Raw genomic sequence first — 16,982 nt, forward strand, 5'->3', positions numbered from 1 at the left:
GATATCAGTGAGTAATTTCAGCAAAGAAGCCATTATCACCTGGCTGAAAGAGAAGAAAGCAGAAAACATTCGCATTTATGATATGCAAGATAAATGTGATTATACAGATACAATAATCGTTTGCGAAGGCAATGCCGATGTTCATAATAAAGCTATTGCCAATTACCTTTTGGATATGCTAAAAGAAAATCATCTGCCATTGTTAAGCAAGGAAGGCATTGATTTTGGGCACTGGATTTTGATTGATGGCGGAGAAATTATCGTGCATATCTTTTTACCTGAAACAAGGGATTTTTATCATATAGATGACCTTTTAACCAAAATAGTGAATACGCAGACACAAGAGAGTAACAAATGATTAAAGAACTACTGCATAAAAATATCGTGGAAGCACTGGATGCACTGAATCTTAGCCACTCAAAAGAGTTTGGCGTGGATGTTCCCAATAATTCTGAATTTGGTGATTTTTCTACTAACGCCGCTTTGGTCTTGGGTAAAGAAAACAAACAGTCCCCAAAGCAACTGGCGGAGAAAATAGTAAAAGAACTGAAGAAAAATAAAGCATTTAAAAAGCTGGAAATAGCAGGGCCTGGTTTTATCAATTTTTACTTAGCGCCTGCTTTATATCAACAGGTATTTTGGGAGATTTACAAAAACGAAGAATATGGCAAAAGCGATTTCGGTAATGGCGAAAAAATATTACTGGAATTCGTTAGCGCCAATCCCACCGGTCCATTAAATATTGTAAATGCTCGTGCCGCCGCTTTTGGAGACACGCTTTATCGTATTATGAAATGTGTGGGTTATGCTCCTGCCAGAGAATTTTACATAAACGATGCCGGTAACCAAGTGGATATTTTGGCGGAGTCATTGGAACTGCGTTTGCGGGAAATCCACGGAGAGAAAATTGGGGAATTTCCTTATGAAGCATATCATGGAGAGTATGTAAAACATTTGGCTCATCGCTTAAACGCTTTGGAAGGAACCCGTGTTTTTATGCTGCCTGAAAAAGACCGTTTGGAACACTTAAAAGAATTTGCTCTTTCTGAACTACTGGAAATGCAAAGAAGCTCTCTGGAAAAATTCGGAGTGGTATTTGAAGGTTGGGTTTCGGAAAAAGTTTTAAGATCTGAAGGTGTTGTGGAAGAAGTGCTTTCCTATTTAACTGAAGCCGATTGCACTTATGAAAAAGAGGATGCCATCTGGTTTTGCAGCACCAAGTTTGGCGACGATAAAGATAGAGTCCTGATGAAATCGGATGGTTCAATTACTTATTGCGTCCCCGACATTGCTTATCACCTAACGAAAATTCAGCGCGGATTCACTAAATTGATTGATATTTTCGGTCCCGATCATCATGGATATGTTCCTCGGATCAGAGCTGCCTTCAGAGCATTGAATTATGACGATTCCATCTTAGAATTCATTTTCCTGCAGCAAGTGAACATTTTTGAAAGCGGAGAGAGAATAAAGATGAGCAAGCGGGCAGGTAAAATTGTCACTATGGACGAACTTATAAGTGTTGTAGGTAAAGATGCAGCTCGTTATTTTTTCATAGCTCGCAAAGCAAATGCCCATTTGAATTTTGATTTGGAGCTGGCGTTGAAAAAGAATAACGAAAATCCTGTTTATTACTGTCAATATGCTCACGCTCGTATTTGCAGCATCATCAAAAAAGCACGCAGCGTTAAAATGTACCCGAAGCACTTTACGAAGGAAATGGCAGGAAAACTAACCAAACCGGAAGAATTGGTTCTGATTCAAAAGATGGCAGACCTTCCGGAGCTGTTGATTCTGATCGCTAAATATCGCGAACCACATCGCTTAACTACCTATTTGGAAGAATTTGCTTCTTTGCTACATCACTACTATGAAAAATATCAGATTGTAAATCCGAAGAATCCCACTCTTACTCAGGCACGCTTGATGTTGCTAATAACCGTAAAAAAAGTTATGGAAATTTGTTTTGATTTGCTGGGTATTAGCGCTCCGGAAAAAATGTAATAGCAGCAAGAACATTAAATGAATACTTCTTTCAGCATTCGCCCACTCTTTAGAGAAGATATTGAATCTGTGCAAAAGATTGAGCGTTTGGTTTTTTCTGATCCCTGGCCTGATGAAGCATTTACAGATTTTCTTAGTCCTTGGTATTATGCTTTGTTACACGACGAACAAGTAATCGGTTATATTTTTTATTATGGAACGAGAGAAGAAAGAGAAGTCATAAATTTTGCCATTCAGCCAGATTTTCAAGGTATGGGATTGGGAGAATTTTTGTTGATGGAGACCATGCGACTAATGACTGAAGATGGAGGAAAACTCATCTTTTTGGAAGTGCGTATTTCCAATTACAAAGCTCGTTGTCTCTATGAAAAAGTAGGTTTTCAAGAAATCGGACTAAGAAAGAACTACTACAAAAAGCCAGAAGAGGATGCCATAGTAATGGTATATAATAATTATGCATTATGAATATGATTATTTAGTCATCGGCAGCGGAATTGCCGGTTTGATATATGCTCTGCAAGTTTCCCAATTTGGAAAAGTTGCAGTGATTACTAAAAGTTCCTTAAATGATTGCAACACAGATCACGCGCAAGGTGGAATTGCAGCTGCCATTGATGTTAAGGACTCTTTTGAAGCACATATTGAAGATACTTATCAAGCGGGAGCGGCATTGGGAAAGCGTCAAGTTATCTCCGAAATAATTTCTTCCGCACCTGCGCTAATTCAATATTTGATAGATTTGGGCACCGATTTCACCGTTAGAGACCCCAACTATGACATCTGTCTGGAAAATCTGTCTCTGACAATGGAGGGAGGACACACTCGCCGCAGAATTGCTTATGCGGCAGATTCTACAGGCCACCAAATTATGGAAGCGTTGATTACTCAGTGTCGGAAACATCCTAATATAGAGATTTATGAAAATCATATCGCCATAGACCTGATAACTCAGCATCATATCGTTCAGGATGAAGGTTTTGTCCCCGGCATTTCTTGTTGGGGCGCTTATGTTCTGGATACAGTTGACAATCAGGTAAGTATTTTTAAAGCCAAAAAAACAATGATGGCTACCGGTGGAGCGGCACAAATTTATACCCCCAATACCAATCCTAAAGTTACTACTGGCGATGGAATGGCTATGGCTCGTTTGGCAGGAGCGCGTTTAGTTAATATGGAATTTGTCCAATTTCATCCCACCGCTTTTTGGAGTCCGGATGGCTATACTTTTTTAATCAGCGAGTCATTAAGAGGTGAAGGAGCGGTTTTATGTTTGTCGGATGGCAGCACTTTTATGGAAAAATATCATCCACAGGGCAATTTAGCGCCGCGAGACATCGTTTCGAGAGCCATAGATAGCGAGCTGAAAAAAAGAGGAGAAAAATTTTGCTATCTGGATGCTACCAAAGTTCCTGCAGAACAACTGCTAAAGCATTTTACTTCAATAAACGCTATGTTACAGGCAAGAGGCATTGATTTTACCAAAGATCCCATTCCGGTTGCTCCCGCGGCACATTATTTTTGCGGAGGCGTTCTTTCCACCATTGAAGGCATCACCGATATCCACAATCTTTTTGTAGCGGGAGAATCTGCCTGTTGTGGATTGCATGGAGCCAATCGTTTAGCATCCAATTCCTTGTTGGAAGCATTAGTTATGGCTTACAAAGCAGGAAATCATCCTTCCAATTTGGAAAAAGTTCAATTTCCCCGCATTCCGGAATGGAAAGTGATAAATGAATTCAATGTTAACGAGTGGGTGGTCATTAGCCACAATCGTGAAATTATCGGAACCATTATGCAAGGTTATGCCGGAATCAGACGCAGCCGCAGATTATTAAAATATGCACTTTCTCGTCTGGAAAACATCTATACTGAAATAAATAATTTCTACCAGCATAATGCAGTTCGTAAAGAAGTGGTGGAAACCAGAAATATGGCTATTATTGCCATAGCGGTTGTTAAAAGTGCATTGATGAGAAAAGAAAGCCGCGGTGCACATTTTTTAGTTGATAATCCGGAACGCGATGATGAGCACTACCAACACGACACCATTATTTAATAAGAGTGCTATGCCCAGAAAAAATTCTCCCTGCGTAAACTCTCGCCCCGAAGGATTGTTCATTACTTTTGAGGGTATTGAAGGGAGCGGTAAAACTACCCAAATTCAACTGCTGGCAAAAGATTTTGAGTTAAAAGGCATTCCTTTTATCACTACGCGTGAACCGGGAGGAACAAAAATATCCGAGGCAATCAGAACTCTGTTGTTAAACCCCAAGTTCAGCGAAATGCAACCGGAAACGGAATTGTTATTATATTGTGCAAGCAGAGCTCAACATACCGCAGAACTCATTTTACCTTCACTGGCAGAAGGCAAAATAGTTATTTGTGACCGCTATTTTGATTCCACTTATGCTTATCAAGGAGCGGCAAGAGAGCTGAATGAAGAAGTTATTGATATCCTCACTCAATTTTCCACTTATGGCAGAAATCCCGATTTAACCTTTCTTTTAGACCTTCCCGCAGAGGTTGGTTTAAGCAGAATTAACAATCGCAATTTAGACCGTTTGGAACAGGAAACCCTCAGCTTTCATCAAAAAGTGCGTCAGCAATATTTAGCTATTGCCAGTAAATACTCTTTTAGATATATTGTCATAAATGGGGAAAAACAAGCGGAAGAAATTCACCGTCAGATTCTTTCCACCTTGCAGACCTATATAGGAGAACAAAATGATTAAACCTAAACAGAAACTTGCTCTTATTTCCATAGTCAGTATTTGGGTGCTGAGTGCTTTGTTACTGATTGTAGCCACCAATGCTTATGCCCAAAACCGTCCTCAAAGCACTAATTTATATTCTCAGGTTCAGCTTTTCAGCGAGGTTCTTTATAAGCTGAAACAATATTATGTTACTGACTTGAAAGACGAAGAACTTATTAAAGCGGCTATAGATGGAATGCTTGGTTCTACAGATCCTCATACCACTTATTTCACTCCCGAAGAATTCAAGGAATTTACCACAACCACAAAAGGCACTTTTGGCGGCTTGGGAATTCAAATTGATAAAATTGGCGATTATATTACCGTTGTTTCTCCCATCGAAGGAACTCCTGCTTATAGAATGGGTATTACGGCTGGCGATAAAATTATCAAAGTAAATGGGGAATCAATGGTCGGTTTATCAACCGACGAAGCCATCAAAAAAATGCGCGGCGATGTCGGCTCTCAAGTAAGAATAACCATCAGTCGTCCCGGTTTACCGGAACCCATAGATTTTGAAATCACCCGCGAAACCATCAAAATAAAAAGCGTTCCCTATAGTTTCAAACTGGATAACGGAGTGGGCTATATCCGCATCACTCAATTTAACGAAAATACAGTTACGGAATTACGCGCCGCCTTAAACACTTTGGAAAGCGAAGGCATCAAGGGTTTGATTATTGACCTGCGTTGGAATCCCGGCGGACTTTTAGACCAAGCAGTGGATACAGTTAACGAATTTATCGGGCAAAATCGTTTGGTAGTGGAAACCAAAGGCAGAACTGAAAATAAACAACTTTTCACTCGTTATGCCACTAAAGAAAGAACTTATCCGATTATTGTTTTAGTGAATGAGGCCTCGGCAAGCGCTTCTGAAATTTTTGCCGGCAGTTTACAGGACTGGGATAAGGGCTTGGTTATGGGCAAAAATACTTTCGGAAAAGGCAGCGTGCAACAACTTATCCCCCTTTCCAACGGCAACGGAATTAAAATTACCACTGCCTATTATTATATCAAAAGTGGACGCTGCATTCATAAATTCAGCAATGATAACATATTGAAAGGCAAAGAAGTTAGCGAAGAAGACCTGAAAAAAGAAAGTGAACACAACCGCGAGCAGGTATATTATACCGCCAATAACAGAAAAGTTTACGGCGGAGGCGGAATTCAACCAGACATTGTAGTAGAAAACGAATTCCTTACTCTTCTGGGAGTAGAACTGCGTCGCAAAAATGTTTTCTTCAACTTTGCCGTGGATTATCTCGTGCAACATAATCATCAGTTTGATGAAAACACGGTAATTAACGATAAGATTATGAACGATTTCCTGGCTTATGTAAGCAAAAATGATATCAAATATACCCAAGCAGATGTAGATAGCGCCGATGCTTTTATCCGCACATCCATCAAAAGTGAATTAGTTCGCAAAGTGCAAGGCGATTCCGAAGCATATAAAATAACTATCAGTCAGGATAAACAACTGCGGGAAGCCATCGCTTTGTTTGATCGTTTTAAGACCTTGGAACAGATGTTTTCCTACGCCGCTTCCTTAAATGCCAAAAAGGAAAAATAGGCATTTCGCCTGAATAGAAATTAGTTAGAAACATTAGCCCAAATAGTGCCCTCCCATTTTGATGGGTAGCATTATTTGGGCTTTACTATTACCCAAACTTCAGCTTAGCACAATAAGAACCCAGTAATTTTTAGCTTTGCAATTACTTATTATTGCCGAAATAATAGTTTGGCGGCTAATTGGACATCGGTCGATTGTGTTATACTATAGTAACATATCAGTAACGCTCAAGTAACGAGATAAGAGCAGTGTTACGGCAGTGTTAGAGTGTTATTACGCAATCGCCTTTCTGCCAAGCAATTAAGATGTTATAGAGCTAACAGGACAAATACAAGCTCGTATTATTTAAAATCAATAAGAGAAAAGCGATTTATTTTTATTCGTTTTCTGCAAAAATCTTTTTTTTGCTTGACACATTTTTAATTATATTATAAAGAGAGAAAATGGAGTTTTAGTTCAGGGTTGTATATGAATGCCTTGGTTAAAAGCGGAAATTTATGTAAACGATAAAACTTTAGTAAGGAGTTATTATGTGTAAGAACAAATTATCTCTGGTTATGTTGCTCTTCCTATTGATGGCAATAAGCTCTTGGGCAACGGTTAGTGAATATTCGTTTACTTCTACTTTAGCAACTTTTACGGAAATGACCGGCGGAACCATCCACGGCACAAATGCCAATGATAATGAGTGTTTTATGGCTATCCCCATCGGTTTTTCCTTTACTTATAACGAGGTTAGCTACACTACAATCAGCATTGCTTCCAATGGTTTTATTGCTCTGGGCGATACTGTTGTAACCAGTAACACGGCTATAAGTGCCGCTACTGGCACAAATAACATTGTCGCTGGCTTAAATCGCGATATTAAATCGCGCGATACAGGTTCCTTAATGTCGCTAAGTAGTGGGACTGCCCCCAACCGTGTTTTTACAATTCAGTGGTTACATTATAGAAGATCAGCTTCTGCCACTGCCAATGATGATTTCAGTTTTCAAATTCAGCTGCAGGAAAACGGCAATAAGGTATGCTTTATTTACGGTGCTTTTACAACCGTCACTTCCTCTACCAATGCTGCTATTCAGGTAGGTTTGAGAGGAGATACCAATGCTGATTTCAATAATCGAACCACTTCCACTGATTGGACAGCTACCAATGCCGGAACAGCCAACAATAATTTTTGCACTTTAAGCGCATCTGTCTATCCACCTAATGGTTTAACTTTTACTTTTACTCCTCTGGTAACTGGCGAACCACCTGCCGCTGCACAAAATCCTGTTCCCGCCAATAATGCAACTAATGTTTCCATATACACGAATCTTAGTTGGGCTCCCGGAGGTGGAGTAGTGGAGGGCTACAGAATTTATTTGGGAACTGATAATCCCCCTACTAATTTAGTAAACGGAGTTATCCTATATCCAACTGCTTTTAATCCTGCAGATTTTACTTACAACACAGTATATTATTGGCAAATCGTTCCTTATAATAATTTCGGAAATGCGGTAAATTGCCCCGTGTGGACTTTTACCACTTTAGCAGATCCAACTGTTTCCACTTTTCCGTGGAACGAAAATTTTGACGGTTTAACTGCTCCTGCTTTGCCTCCTGGATGGTTGACAATAAATGCTAATAACGATACTCATACCTGGGCTTCCAATAATGAAATTGCTCATACTTTACCCAACAGCGTAAGAATTAGGTTTAATGAAACAATAGCAATGAACGATTGGTTAATTATGCCTCAAATGCAATTGACCCAAGGAATCAATTATATCATAAAATTCTACTATCGCGCGTCCAGTACTCTCCTGCCTGAAAAACTTGCTCTCTATTGGGGAAATGCGCCAACGGTGGATGCTTTGACCAATGAAATCTACAATAATGATAACATTACAACTACTACTTTCACACCTGCTGAAGTAATTGTAAATCCTTCTGCCAGTGGAATATATTATTTTGGTTTTAAGGGGTATAGTCAGCCCAATTCATTTTATCTTTACTTAGATACCATTTCTCTGGCAGTGTGGGAGGAAATTTTTACTCCACCGGCAAATCTTACGGCTACAATTGATGGTTTTAATGTTCATCTTGCTTGGAATGCTCCCGCGGTGTCAAGAGCTCTATTGGGCTATAAAATCTATCGTGATACGGCTTTGATAGCTACTGTATCTTCTCCTGATTCAACCAGTTATGATGATCTTGATCTGGCTTCAGGACTTTATAGCTATTGGGTAACCGCTTATTATACTACCGGTGAATCCACTCCTTCCAATACTGTTATGGCTGATGTGGCTCCTATTCTTCCTCCTCCCATAAATCTTACAGCAACGGTTATAGAAAGAGATGTAGCTTTGCATTGGAATAACCCGGAAGGTGATTGGATCACTTGGTCGGATATGACTACCGGAAATTCGGTGGGAACTAATTCCGCTATTGTTTTTGATGTTGCGCATAGATGGACGCACGAAGATCTTCTTCCCTATATGGGGCGCTCAATTTCGCGGGTAGAATTTATTCCTGCCTATGCTAATTGCGTATATACAATCAAGATCTGGACTGGTGGTTCCGCTACTAACGCTGGAACTTTAGTGCATTCACAAGTAGTGCAAAATCCAGTGATAAATGAATGGAACCGGGTATTTTTAACTGTCCGTGTCCCAATTCCTGACACTGGTGAACTTTATTATGGTTATGAATGCAACACGCAAGGTGGTTATCCTGCTGGGGCAGATCTGGGACCACAAATTGAAGGCAAAGGAAATATGATGTTCTTTCAGGGTTCTTGGCAAACCCTTACTCAAATTGCCCCCGCTTTAACTTATAATTGGTCAATTAGGGCTTTTATGCAATATCCCGTTGCCACCAAAAATATAGTTACTCAAAAAACACTCTCTCCCCGCTCTGAACGCAATGTAGTTGGGTATAAAGTTTATCGGAATGGAGTTTTACTTTCCACAATTAACAGCGAAGAGATTATTAATTATGTTGATGCTGGTTTGCCAAATGCCACTTATCTTTACAGCGTAACCTCTTTCTCTCCTGCCGGAGAATCTGAACCCGCCTTGGTAGAGGCAATTGTTAATTTCCAGTTGGCTGAAACAGTTTTTGAAGATGGTTTTGAGGATTATCCTGATTTTGCCACTACTTTTATTCCTTGGACACTGAGAGACATTGATCTATCCGCCACTTATGAAATTAATGGAATTGATTTTGCCGGCTCTGGAGACCCAATGGCTTATATTGTGTTTAATCCGTCTGCCACTACCCCTCCCCTAACAACCGTCAATCCTCATTCAGGTGCAAAAATGCTTGCTTCCTTTTCAGCAATGAGTTCTATAAATAATGACTGGATGATTGCTCCCAGAGTTCATTTGGGCACAAACAGCACTATTAAATTCTTTGCCAGATCACTTACCGATTCTACCGGTTTGGATAGATTCCGCGTTGGCGTTTGTTCTCTGGCAACTATCATTATTCCCGGTTTTATGTATGTAACTGGTCCTACTTATGTGGAAGCTCCCATTGTATGGAATGAATATGTATATGACCTTTCTCAGTATGACAATCAGAATGTTTATATTGGTATTCGTTGTGTGTCTTCTCAATCCGGCGCCTTTTTGGTAGATGATTTTAGCATTCATTCCGATGGCGGTTATGTTATCGTGAGTAATGATGATCCCTCTGCTCCCGCTTATATCAATGCTTTGAATGGTAACTATCCCAATCCTTTCAATCCGGAAACCACCATTCGTTTTTCCACTGCAGCCAAAGGTCCTGTTACTATTGATATCTATAATATAAAGGGACAATTGGTCAGGCATTTGGTTAAAGACAATTTGGATGCCGGAAATCACACTATCGTTTTCAACGGTAAAGACGATAACGACAATTCTGTTGCCAGCGGAATGTATTTTTATAAAATGCACACTGGAACATTTAGTGATACTCGTAAAATGATTATGCTGAAGTAAATATATTTTAAGCGAAGCTATTGAAACCGGAGTTTACCAAAGCTCCGGTTTTTTTATGGAAGATTGGCATCTTCCGACACCTATTGTAATAAAAAAACCCCCGCATTTTTACGGGGGTTTATTAATACTAAACTGACCAAGGTCAGCATAGTTTATTGCTATTGGTTAATGTCTGTTAGGATTTGCTCCCTCTGCATCAAAAGATACTTTACTGGCTTTTAAAGAACCTTGAGGAACGCTTCTGCCTTTGCTACCTGTCAGATTGGTAGAAGCAACTACCTTAAAGAACTTTTTAGCTTCAGTTCCAGTATATTCAAAGGAAGTGGTAGTAATGTTATCTGCCAAAAGAACCCAGTTAGTGGGAAATTCTGCATAAGGATCGTTTGACCCATAAACATCATAACTGGCTGCAGGGCTAAGTGCATTCCAGCTGATGACAGGATTTCCAGTAACAGCACTAATGTTGGCAGCTGTTTCAGGAATTAAAAGTTCACCACTTTGAACATAAGCATCAATACACCATTCACCAGTTAACCCTGTGAAATAATAGAAAGGCGTTCCCTGATTCATTATGTAAGCATAAGGGGTATAATCGTAGGTTTGATCCAGGGCGTAATAACTGCAGGAAGTCATATTCCCAAAAGCAATCCAGAAATAGGGTGTATCAATTTGTATGCCATAAGCACTCAGATCAAAAGTAGTCCAAGTTCTGGCAGTGGGGAAATTGATTGTGGAAGGTCCATACAAAACAGATATATTTCCTTCGGAATCTTCCCCATAAATATACAGGGTGGCATTTGTGGCAGTATAAGTAATACCAGAAACGGATAACAGCTGCAATGTCTGGAAAGTTCCATAAAGCGGATTTTCATAATAGACCATCGGTCCCCAAACGATAGATGTAGAACCGTTATATGAGGTTGGTCCGGTCATATCATAGTAAATCCACACAGGATCATTAATTTCAAAGCTGAATTGCTTAGTAGCGTAGTTATTATGGTCATCCCATGTCTCAAACTTATAAGTTACCTCATCTCCTACTGAAAAGACAGCAGGAATCTCACCTGTATAAGTATTTCCGGTCGTGGGAGGAGTCATAGCTATCGGTGCACTCCAAGTTGTTCCACTATTAGTTGAATAATAGAGATTTACACCCATTATAGGATTATTGAAAATAGCGTCATCGACTACATTAATGGTAACAGGGAAAGGAAGATCATCCCGCAAAGTATTAATAATGGGCAGATGATTGGAAAATACAGGCGGCAAAACATCGTCAGTATAGAAGTTTACAGTTACATCATCAATATACCAGGCATTGGCATCATAACCTGTATATTTGAAAGCAATGTAAATTATATTCCCGGCATAATCACTAAGATTTACTGTTTTCTGAGCCCAAGCAGTGGTGGTTAAATCATCCTGAGCCCAAATTTCTACCCAGTTGGGATTTGTAGGACTCGGATCTGTATTTACCAAAACGCCATTGTAAACAGTATAAGGTGCATAGGGATTACGACTCCAGAAAGTTAATGCTCCGGCTCCTGTGGAAGGTAATTGAATGGCAGGAGTAATCAACCAACCGTTTTGTCCCGGATCAGCTGTTTCAGCACTGAAATTATGACGCACACTATAAGAAGGTGAATGAGAATAAGTAGTAGTAGGACCGTAAATTGCCCAAGTAGTAGCATCGTTATCTACATTGCCAATAGTCCAACCCGTAGGCATAGCGCCAGAATGTTCAAAGTTCTCTGTCCAAGGGAAAGTATTTATGGCTGAAGCAATAATATGGAAGGTAAAGATTTCACTTAATGCTTCTTCCTGCCCTTCTACATAAGCACCAACTCTCCAATACCAGGTTTCCGACGGACTAAAAGTTACCAAATTGTTAGCTACAGGGTTATAGTAACTTACCGTAATTCCTTCCGCCGCATAAGTTGGATTGAAAGAACTCAATTCCAGATTTTCCAGTTCTGTATCCATATAAACATTATAGGACTCCGGAAGAGCACCTTGTGAATTAGCTGCCCAGTCCAGATCAAAACCTGTGAAGGGTAAATTTTGTTGCCCATTGGCAGGATAAACCAGATTGGGGGCAGCCGGAGCTGCAGTTACAGAGAAAATCTGGAAATTATCTATCTGTAAAGGAGTTCCAATCGGTGTATTATCATTGGATTGAAAATACCAACGGAAACGAACGGTGCTTCCCGAAAAGTTTGTTATATCACCTGTTACTCCTGTGTAACTTAAAATCATTGAAGCCCAGGTCTCAGGAGCACTGGAAAAGACATAATTGGAACCATTAGGATCAGCATAAGGATTGCTCATATAATACCAAGCACCATTATGATAGACCTCCCAACCGAAATAATCGACATCCGGAAAAACACCAGCATCATCATAGGAACCTTTCAACTGAAAGTCCGCAATTATCTGAGTTGCACCTGTGGGCAAAGTAATATCCGGGCTTTCCACATAATTCATCATATTGGGAACATAGGTTCCAGCATTGTTCATTGAAGACATAATATGAGTGGGTGAAGGAGCATTAGCATCAGTGGCAATATGCCAGAAATCACCTGCCGTAGGAACTAAACTGCTATAAGTCATATTATCTTCTTCACCAGTATTAGTGTATCCAGCCAGAGCGATATCATCCACCATCACTCCAAACAAGGCAGGTTCATCATCCGTGCAATAAGCAGGATCGGAAGCAAAGGCAAAACGAATTTTTACGCTCGCAGAGCCACTTACCAAATAGCTGGATAGATTTACGGTAACTGTAGTCCAGTCACGCACTCCACCCCAACCGGAAACTCCCATTCCTTCTCCATGCTCAGAACCAAAAGCATAAGAATTATTGAAATCATAAACCGGAGAAACAATGGCAGTGGTATCAGGAATTACAGTATAGGTAATACCGGAATTGGTAGATATACGAATATTAAAAGAATCCCAGCCATCATATCCACCGCTTGCTCCAGGAGGTTCTAAACCATGTTTCATCTTAAAAGTGAGAGTGCTATTACCAGTGGAAATAGGAATTACCGGTGTATCCAAAACAAGGTATTGATGGTTATGATATCCACCGTTTCCATTTTCATCTCCCATCCACCAGACATTTCCCTGAGTTCCTCCCGCATTATAAATATGCCACATATTAGGTGAGACAGCACCATCATAATGGGTCCAGCCAGTAGCTCCGGATTCAAAATCCTCGGTATAAAATATTTGCCGACTGGCATTTTTAGCTGCATTAATATTGACTTCATCAGCCACAGCAATAGTTCTACTTATTCCTGCCATTAAAGCACTTATAGCAAAAACCATTGCTAACAGGAATACGAATTTCTTCATAATTATCTCCAGAAATTTGTATTATTATAGTTTAGGATTGTTATCTAAACAAAGAGCCGATTATCCTCCTTTGGATCGTTTGAGAGATATTTAGCTCTCGTATTTGATTTTGACTGGATTAACCAAGTGGGTTTTATGCTGAATATAAATACATCGGTAGCAAGGATATAATGTGCGATGATTATTTCTAACATACCGGCATAAAAGTATTCAGACAGAAAACCATTATTAGAAGGAGAAGTATAATTTGAGGGATCAATAGTGGAAGAAATGTTTTTATAACTTGCCCCATACATTTTACAGTATGCTCTGAAAAATAAATTACCGGGACAAATTATAGATTTCACTGTCACCTCAGAATCATTTTTTTAGATCAGTGTAGCATCGTAAATATGTTTAAAGCCAAAAAAAGAAAACAAACCGGACCGTTAAAACCACTGATTCATATTACATATACAAAATAATTATTCTAATTAAAGATGTCAAGGTTTTTTTTTGCTTTTTAGTAAATTTTTTCTGTAGATTAAAGTAACTGACTGAGATATAAATGATTATGCCTTTTTACTTGAAGGAGAAGTTTAGATAGTATAGCTTCTTATGGCAAAATGAGTTTGCCCAAGCTCCGCAGTTTCGTAAAAAATATTACTCCCGTTTAGGTCTCACTGCCAATTTAGGTTTGGCAGTTTCAGCAAAATTATACGATAATAAAAAAAGGTTTCATTGAGATTTGTTTAGGTATCAGCTTTTTATAGAAAAAAGGGTTGTATTAGCATTCTTTGGCTGCATAATATTACTGTTTGAAGACATATTTACCCTTAATGCCTGTTTTCATTTGCATCGTTTGCAGCTTGCTGTTTTCGTCAAAATAAGCTTGCAGAAAAACGCCAGAAGCGCTGTTTATCATAAAGTCCTTTTTTTCGGTTTGATCTTGTTGGAAATAATAGTTCACTTTCCCTTCGGCAACGAAATTACGCAGTTGGTCATCCAGAAAATCCATTGTCACCATTTCTGCATCCACTTTATTTTTCTTATTGCCATAGCGTTCATCCGCAAAATCAATATGGCAGGAATCAATTAATTCTGCTTTTACCAGGGTTCTATCTTTCAAGAAGAGGTGAAATTCATTTGCCCGGGCGTCGGCAAAATCCGAGAAAAATTTTGGTTCACCGATAAAGACAGCTTTTTCATCGGTAAGGAAGTAGATCAAAAAATCGCTGGTTGACTGAAAATCGCCTCTATCCACTTTCACATTGAAGGTAGCGATCAATTTATTTTCCTCATCGTAAAATTCCATTTTTTCGGCTGAAACGGTTAGAGTATCTTGTCTGCCGGAAGATAAAATTGGCTCTTCCAACAGGATAGCATAACCTTTTCCTCTGTCCCATTGAGCATATCCGCAATTAACATTACCATTTTCCTGATAGTCATAACCGTGAACTTTATTCCAAGTAGTTAAGATATCATTTTTCTTATCATAAGTGGCATATTTACTTTTCAGCCAGCGATAGACGCCGTCTTTGGTTCTTTCCGTGGCAGTAATTCTGCCGCCCAAATTCATCAAATCTGGAATCCTATAATACGCTAATGTATCAGCTTCCAGTGTCAAACTGTCATTTTTAACGATTACATTTCCTGATAAGCGAGCTATTTTTTGTTTATCCAAAATTAGGGCATTGCGACAAAGAAATTCTGTATTTCCATAGAAGAAATGAACATTTCCGTTCAGCTCCAATGCCTCTTCATTTTCCATTTTTGTCATAAACAGTTTATCCGAATGCACCAAGCGGAATTTTTCTTCCGGTTGCGTTTTTGCCATTAAAGGAAACAGGAGACACAAAACCAGTAGGCAAATCAGAATTCTTTTTACCACTTAATTTCCTCTTTCTTAAAATACCCTTCCGCTGAAACAGCATCCATTTCTACATAGCTCAGTTTGCTGTTTGTTCTTAAGTTCTTCCCCAACATCACATTGCCACTTCGGGTAACGGTAACTTCCAAAGGAGCGGATATTTCATCCACAGTTCTATCCCATGCCATTTTTTGCGTAGCCAGAGTTCCATTGGGAGAAGTGAGTTTAGCATTGCCACTGGCAAATATATAATTTCGGGCTTCATCTACAATTGTGGTATCGGCTTTTATCACAGAGCTGATATTATTATTTTTATCAAAAGTGGTAAGGGTAACCTTATAGGCATAAAGCAAACGCCTGTCGTAAAACCTTTCAATTTTATCCGCTTCCAGAATATATTCATTGCGGTCGTTGTCCATCTGAGTAAGTTTTACTTGATAACTTGTTTCATCGGGTAAATCGCGGGGCAAAATTCCAGTTTGGGATTGCAAATCCACTTTTTGGCAAGCAGAGAGCAAAATAATTATGCTAACTGATGCTATCCAGATAGGATATAACCGTTTTTTCATAAATACCTTTATGGATCAGGACATAATTGATCATATCTCTTGCCGCTCCGTGTCCACCGTTATAATCAGAAACCCAATCCGCGATTTTAGTAACTCCAGCTTGAGCATTTGCCGGAGCAGCTGAAAAGGCAGCTTTTCTCATCGCAGGAACATCATTCCAGTCATCTCCCATATAAGCAACATTGGTAAAATTTAAGTTCAAGTCATTTAGCAGGTTATTTATACAATCGAGTTTATTGGCTACATTTTCGAAGAGATAAGTGATATTTAAATCACGACAGCGTCTTTCCAATGCCTCAGAACTGCGTCCAGTGATAATACTAACCATCATATCCGTATGCTGCAGCAGTTTGAATCCCAAACCATCATGACTATGAAAGTTTTTTAGTTCAATATTTTGGGAACCGTAAATAAAACGACCGTCAGTCAATACACCGTCACAATCAAAAATTAGCAGTTTGAGATCATTCCAAGGAACGACTCTTTTATTGGGCTTAACAAAAGTTGTTTTATCATACATAATAATAGTCCTTTAGTTTAAAACCCTTAAACAATCGCTTAGCAGGACTTCCATTTTAGCGAGAGGGAGCATACTGGCGGCATCGCTTTTTGCCTTTTCAGGATCAGGATGCGTTTCGATAAAAAGTCCTTTCACTTTTCCCGTAGCTATGGCTGCTTTAGCCATCGGATAAGCAAATTCAGGATTTCCTCCTGAAAAATTACTTATTGAAGGTCTTTGCAGAGAATGAGTTACATCATACACAACCGGATACCCAAATTGGCTCATAATGGCAAAACTACGAAAATCAACTACCAGATTATGATATCCAAAAGTGGTTCCGCGTTCGGTGAGCAAAATTTGTTCATTTCCGCTGGAAGAAGCTTTTTCCGCAGCTAATTTCATATCCT

General features: G+C 39.4%; 13 protein-coding genes. 7 read left to right on the forward strand and 6 right to left on the reverse strand.

Translation table 11 applies throughout. The annotated features are described in order from the left end of the window. Window positions 1–7: 7 nt before the first annotated feature. The 7 genes from rsfS to ABFC98_05555 all read left to right on the forward strand — a co-directional run bounded on the left by rsfS (window position 8) and on the right by ABFC98_05555 (window position 10,298). Window positions 8–358 (forward strand): ribosome silencing factor, encoded by a 351-nt coding sequence (rsfS, locus tag ABFC98_05525; protein ID MEN6445487.1) that lies wholly within the window; start codon window positions 8–10, stop codon window positions 356–358. Continuing rightward, window positions 355–2,004, forward strand: a complete 1,650-nt coding sequence (gene argS / locus ABFC98_05530; protein ID MEN6445488.1) for an arginine--tRNA ligase — start codon at window positions 355–357, stop codon at window positions 2,002–2,004. The genes rsfS and argS overlap by 4 nt, the downstream gene beginning before the upstream one ends. A gap of 18 nt (window positions 2,005–2,022) precedes the next feature. Then, window positions 2,023–2,469, forward strand: coding sequence for a ribosomal protein S18-alanine N-acetyltransferase (gene rimI / locus ABFC98_05535; protein MEN6445489.1), 447 nt, complete (start codon window positions 2,023–2,025; stop codon window positions 2,467–2,469). Then, entirely contained in the window at window positions 2,459–4,060 is a 1,602-nt protein-coding gene (nadB, locus tag ABFC98_05540; GenBank protein MEN6445490.1) for an L-aspartate oxidase, read from the forward strand. The genes rimI and nadB overlap by 11 nt, the downstream gene beginning before the upstream one ends. 10 nt (window positions 4,061–4,070) lie before the next feature. Continuing rightward, window positions 4,071–4,736, forward strand: a complete 666-nt coding sequence (tmk, locus tag ABFC98_05545) for a dTMP kinase (protein ID MEN6445491.1) — start codon at window positions 4,071–4,073, stop codon at window positions 4,734–4,736. Then, window positions 4,729–6,330: a S41 family peptidase gene (locus tag ABFC98_05550; GenBank protein MEN6445492.1), complete on the forward strand. Its 1,602-nt coding sequence runs from the start codon at window positions 4,729–4,731 to the stop codon at window positions 6,328–6,330. Before tmk ends, ABFC98_05550 begins: the two co-directional genes overlap by 8 nt. 530 nt (window positions 6,331–6,860) lie before the next feature. Then, window positions 6,861–10,298, forward strand: coding sequence for a choice-of-anchor J domain-containing protein (locus ABFC98_05555; protein MEN6445493.1), 3,438 nt, complete (start codon window positions 6,861–6,863; stop codon window positions 10,296–10,298). A 165-nt stretch (window positions 10,299–10,463) separates the two neighbouring features. Here the strand turns inward: ABFC98_05555 and ABFC98_05560 are convergent, their stop codons facing one another. The 6 genes from ABFC98_05560 to ABFC98_05585 all read right to left on the reverse strand — a co-directional run. Further along, window positions 10,464–13,655 carry a choice-of-anchor J domain-containing protein gene (locus tag ABFC98_05560; GenBank protein MEN6445494.1) on the reverse strand — a complete coding sequence of 1,064 codons (3,192 nt, stop codon included), beginning with the start codon at window positions 13,653–13,655 and terminating at the stop codon, window positions 10,464–10,466. Between the two features lie 44 nt (window positions 13,656–13,699). Beyond that, window positions 13,700–14,002, reverse strand: a complete 303-nt coding sequence (locus ABFC98_05565; GenBank protein MEN6445495.1) for a hypothetical protein — start codon at window positions 14,000–14,002, stop codon at window positions 13,700–13,702. 443 nt (window positions 14,003–14,445) lie between these two features. Then, window positions 14,446–15,525: an OstA-like protein gene (locus tag ABFC98_05570; protein ID MEN6445496.1), complete on the reverse strand. Its 1,080-nt coding sequence runs from the start codon at window positions 15,523–15,525 to the stop codon at window positions 14,446–14,448. After that, window positions 15,519–16,073 (reverse strand): LPS export ABC transporter periplasmic protein LptC, encoded by a 555-nt coding sequence (lptC, locus tag ABFC98_05575; protein MEN6445497.1) that lies wholly within the window; start codon window positions 16,071–16,073, stop codon window positions 15,519–15,521. The genes ABFC98_05570 and lptC overlap by 7 nt, the downstream gene beginning before the upstream one ends. Further along, window positions 16,033–16,593, reverse strand: coding sequence for an HAD hydrolase family protein (locus tag ABFC98_05580; protein ID MEN6445498.1), 561 nt, complete (start codon window positions 16,591–16,593; stop codon window positions 16,033–16,035). Before ABFC98_05580 ends, lptC begins: the two co-directional genes overlap by 41 nt. 12 nt (window positions 16,594–16,605) lie before the next feature. Then, window positions 16,606–16,982: 3-deoxy-8-phosphooctulonate synthase (locus ABFC98_05585; protein ID MEN6445499.1), on the reverse strand; the 377-nt coding region annotated here is incomplete at its 5' end.

This window comes from Candidatus Cloacimonas sp. (assembly GCA_039680785.1).
GTDB lineage: Bacteria > Cloacimonadota > Cloacimonadia > Cloacimonadales > Cloacimonadaceae > Cloacimonas.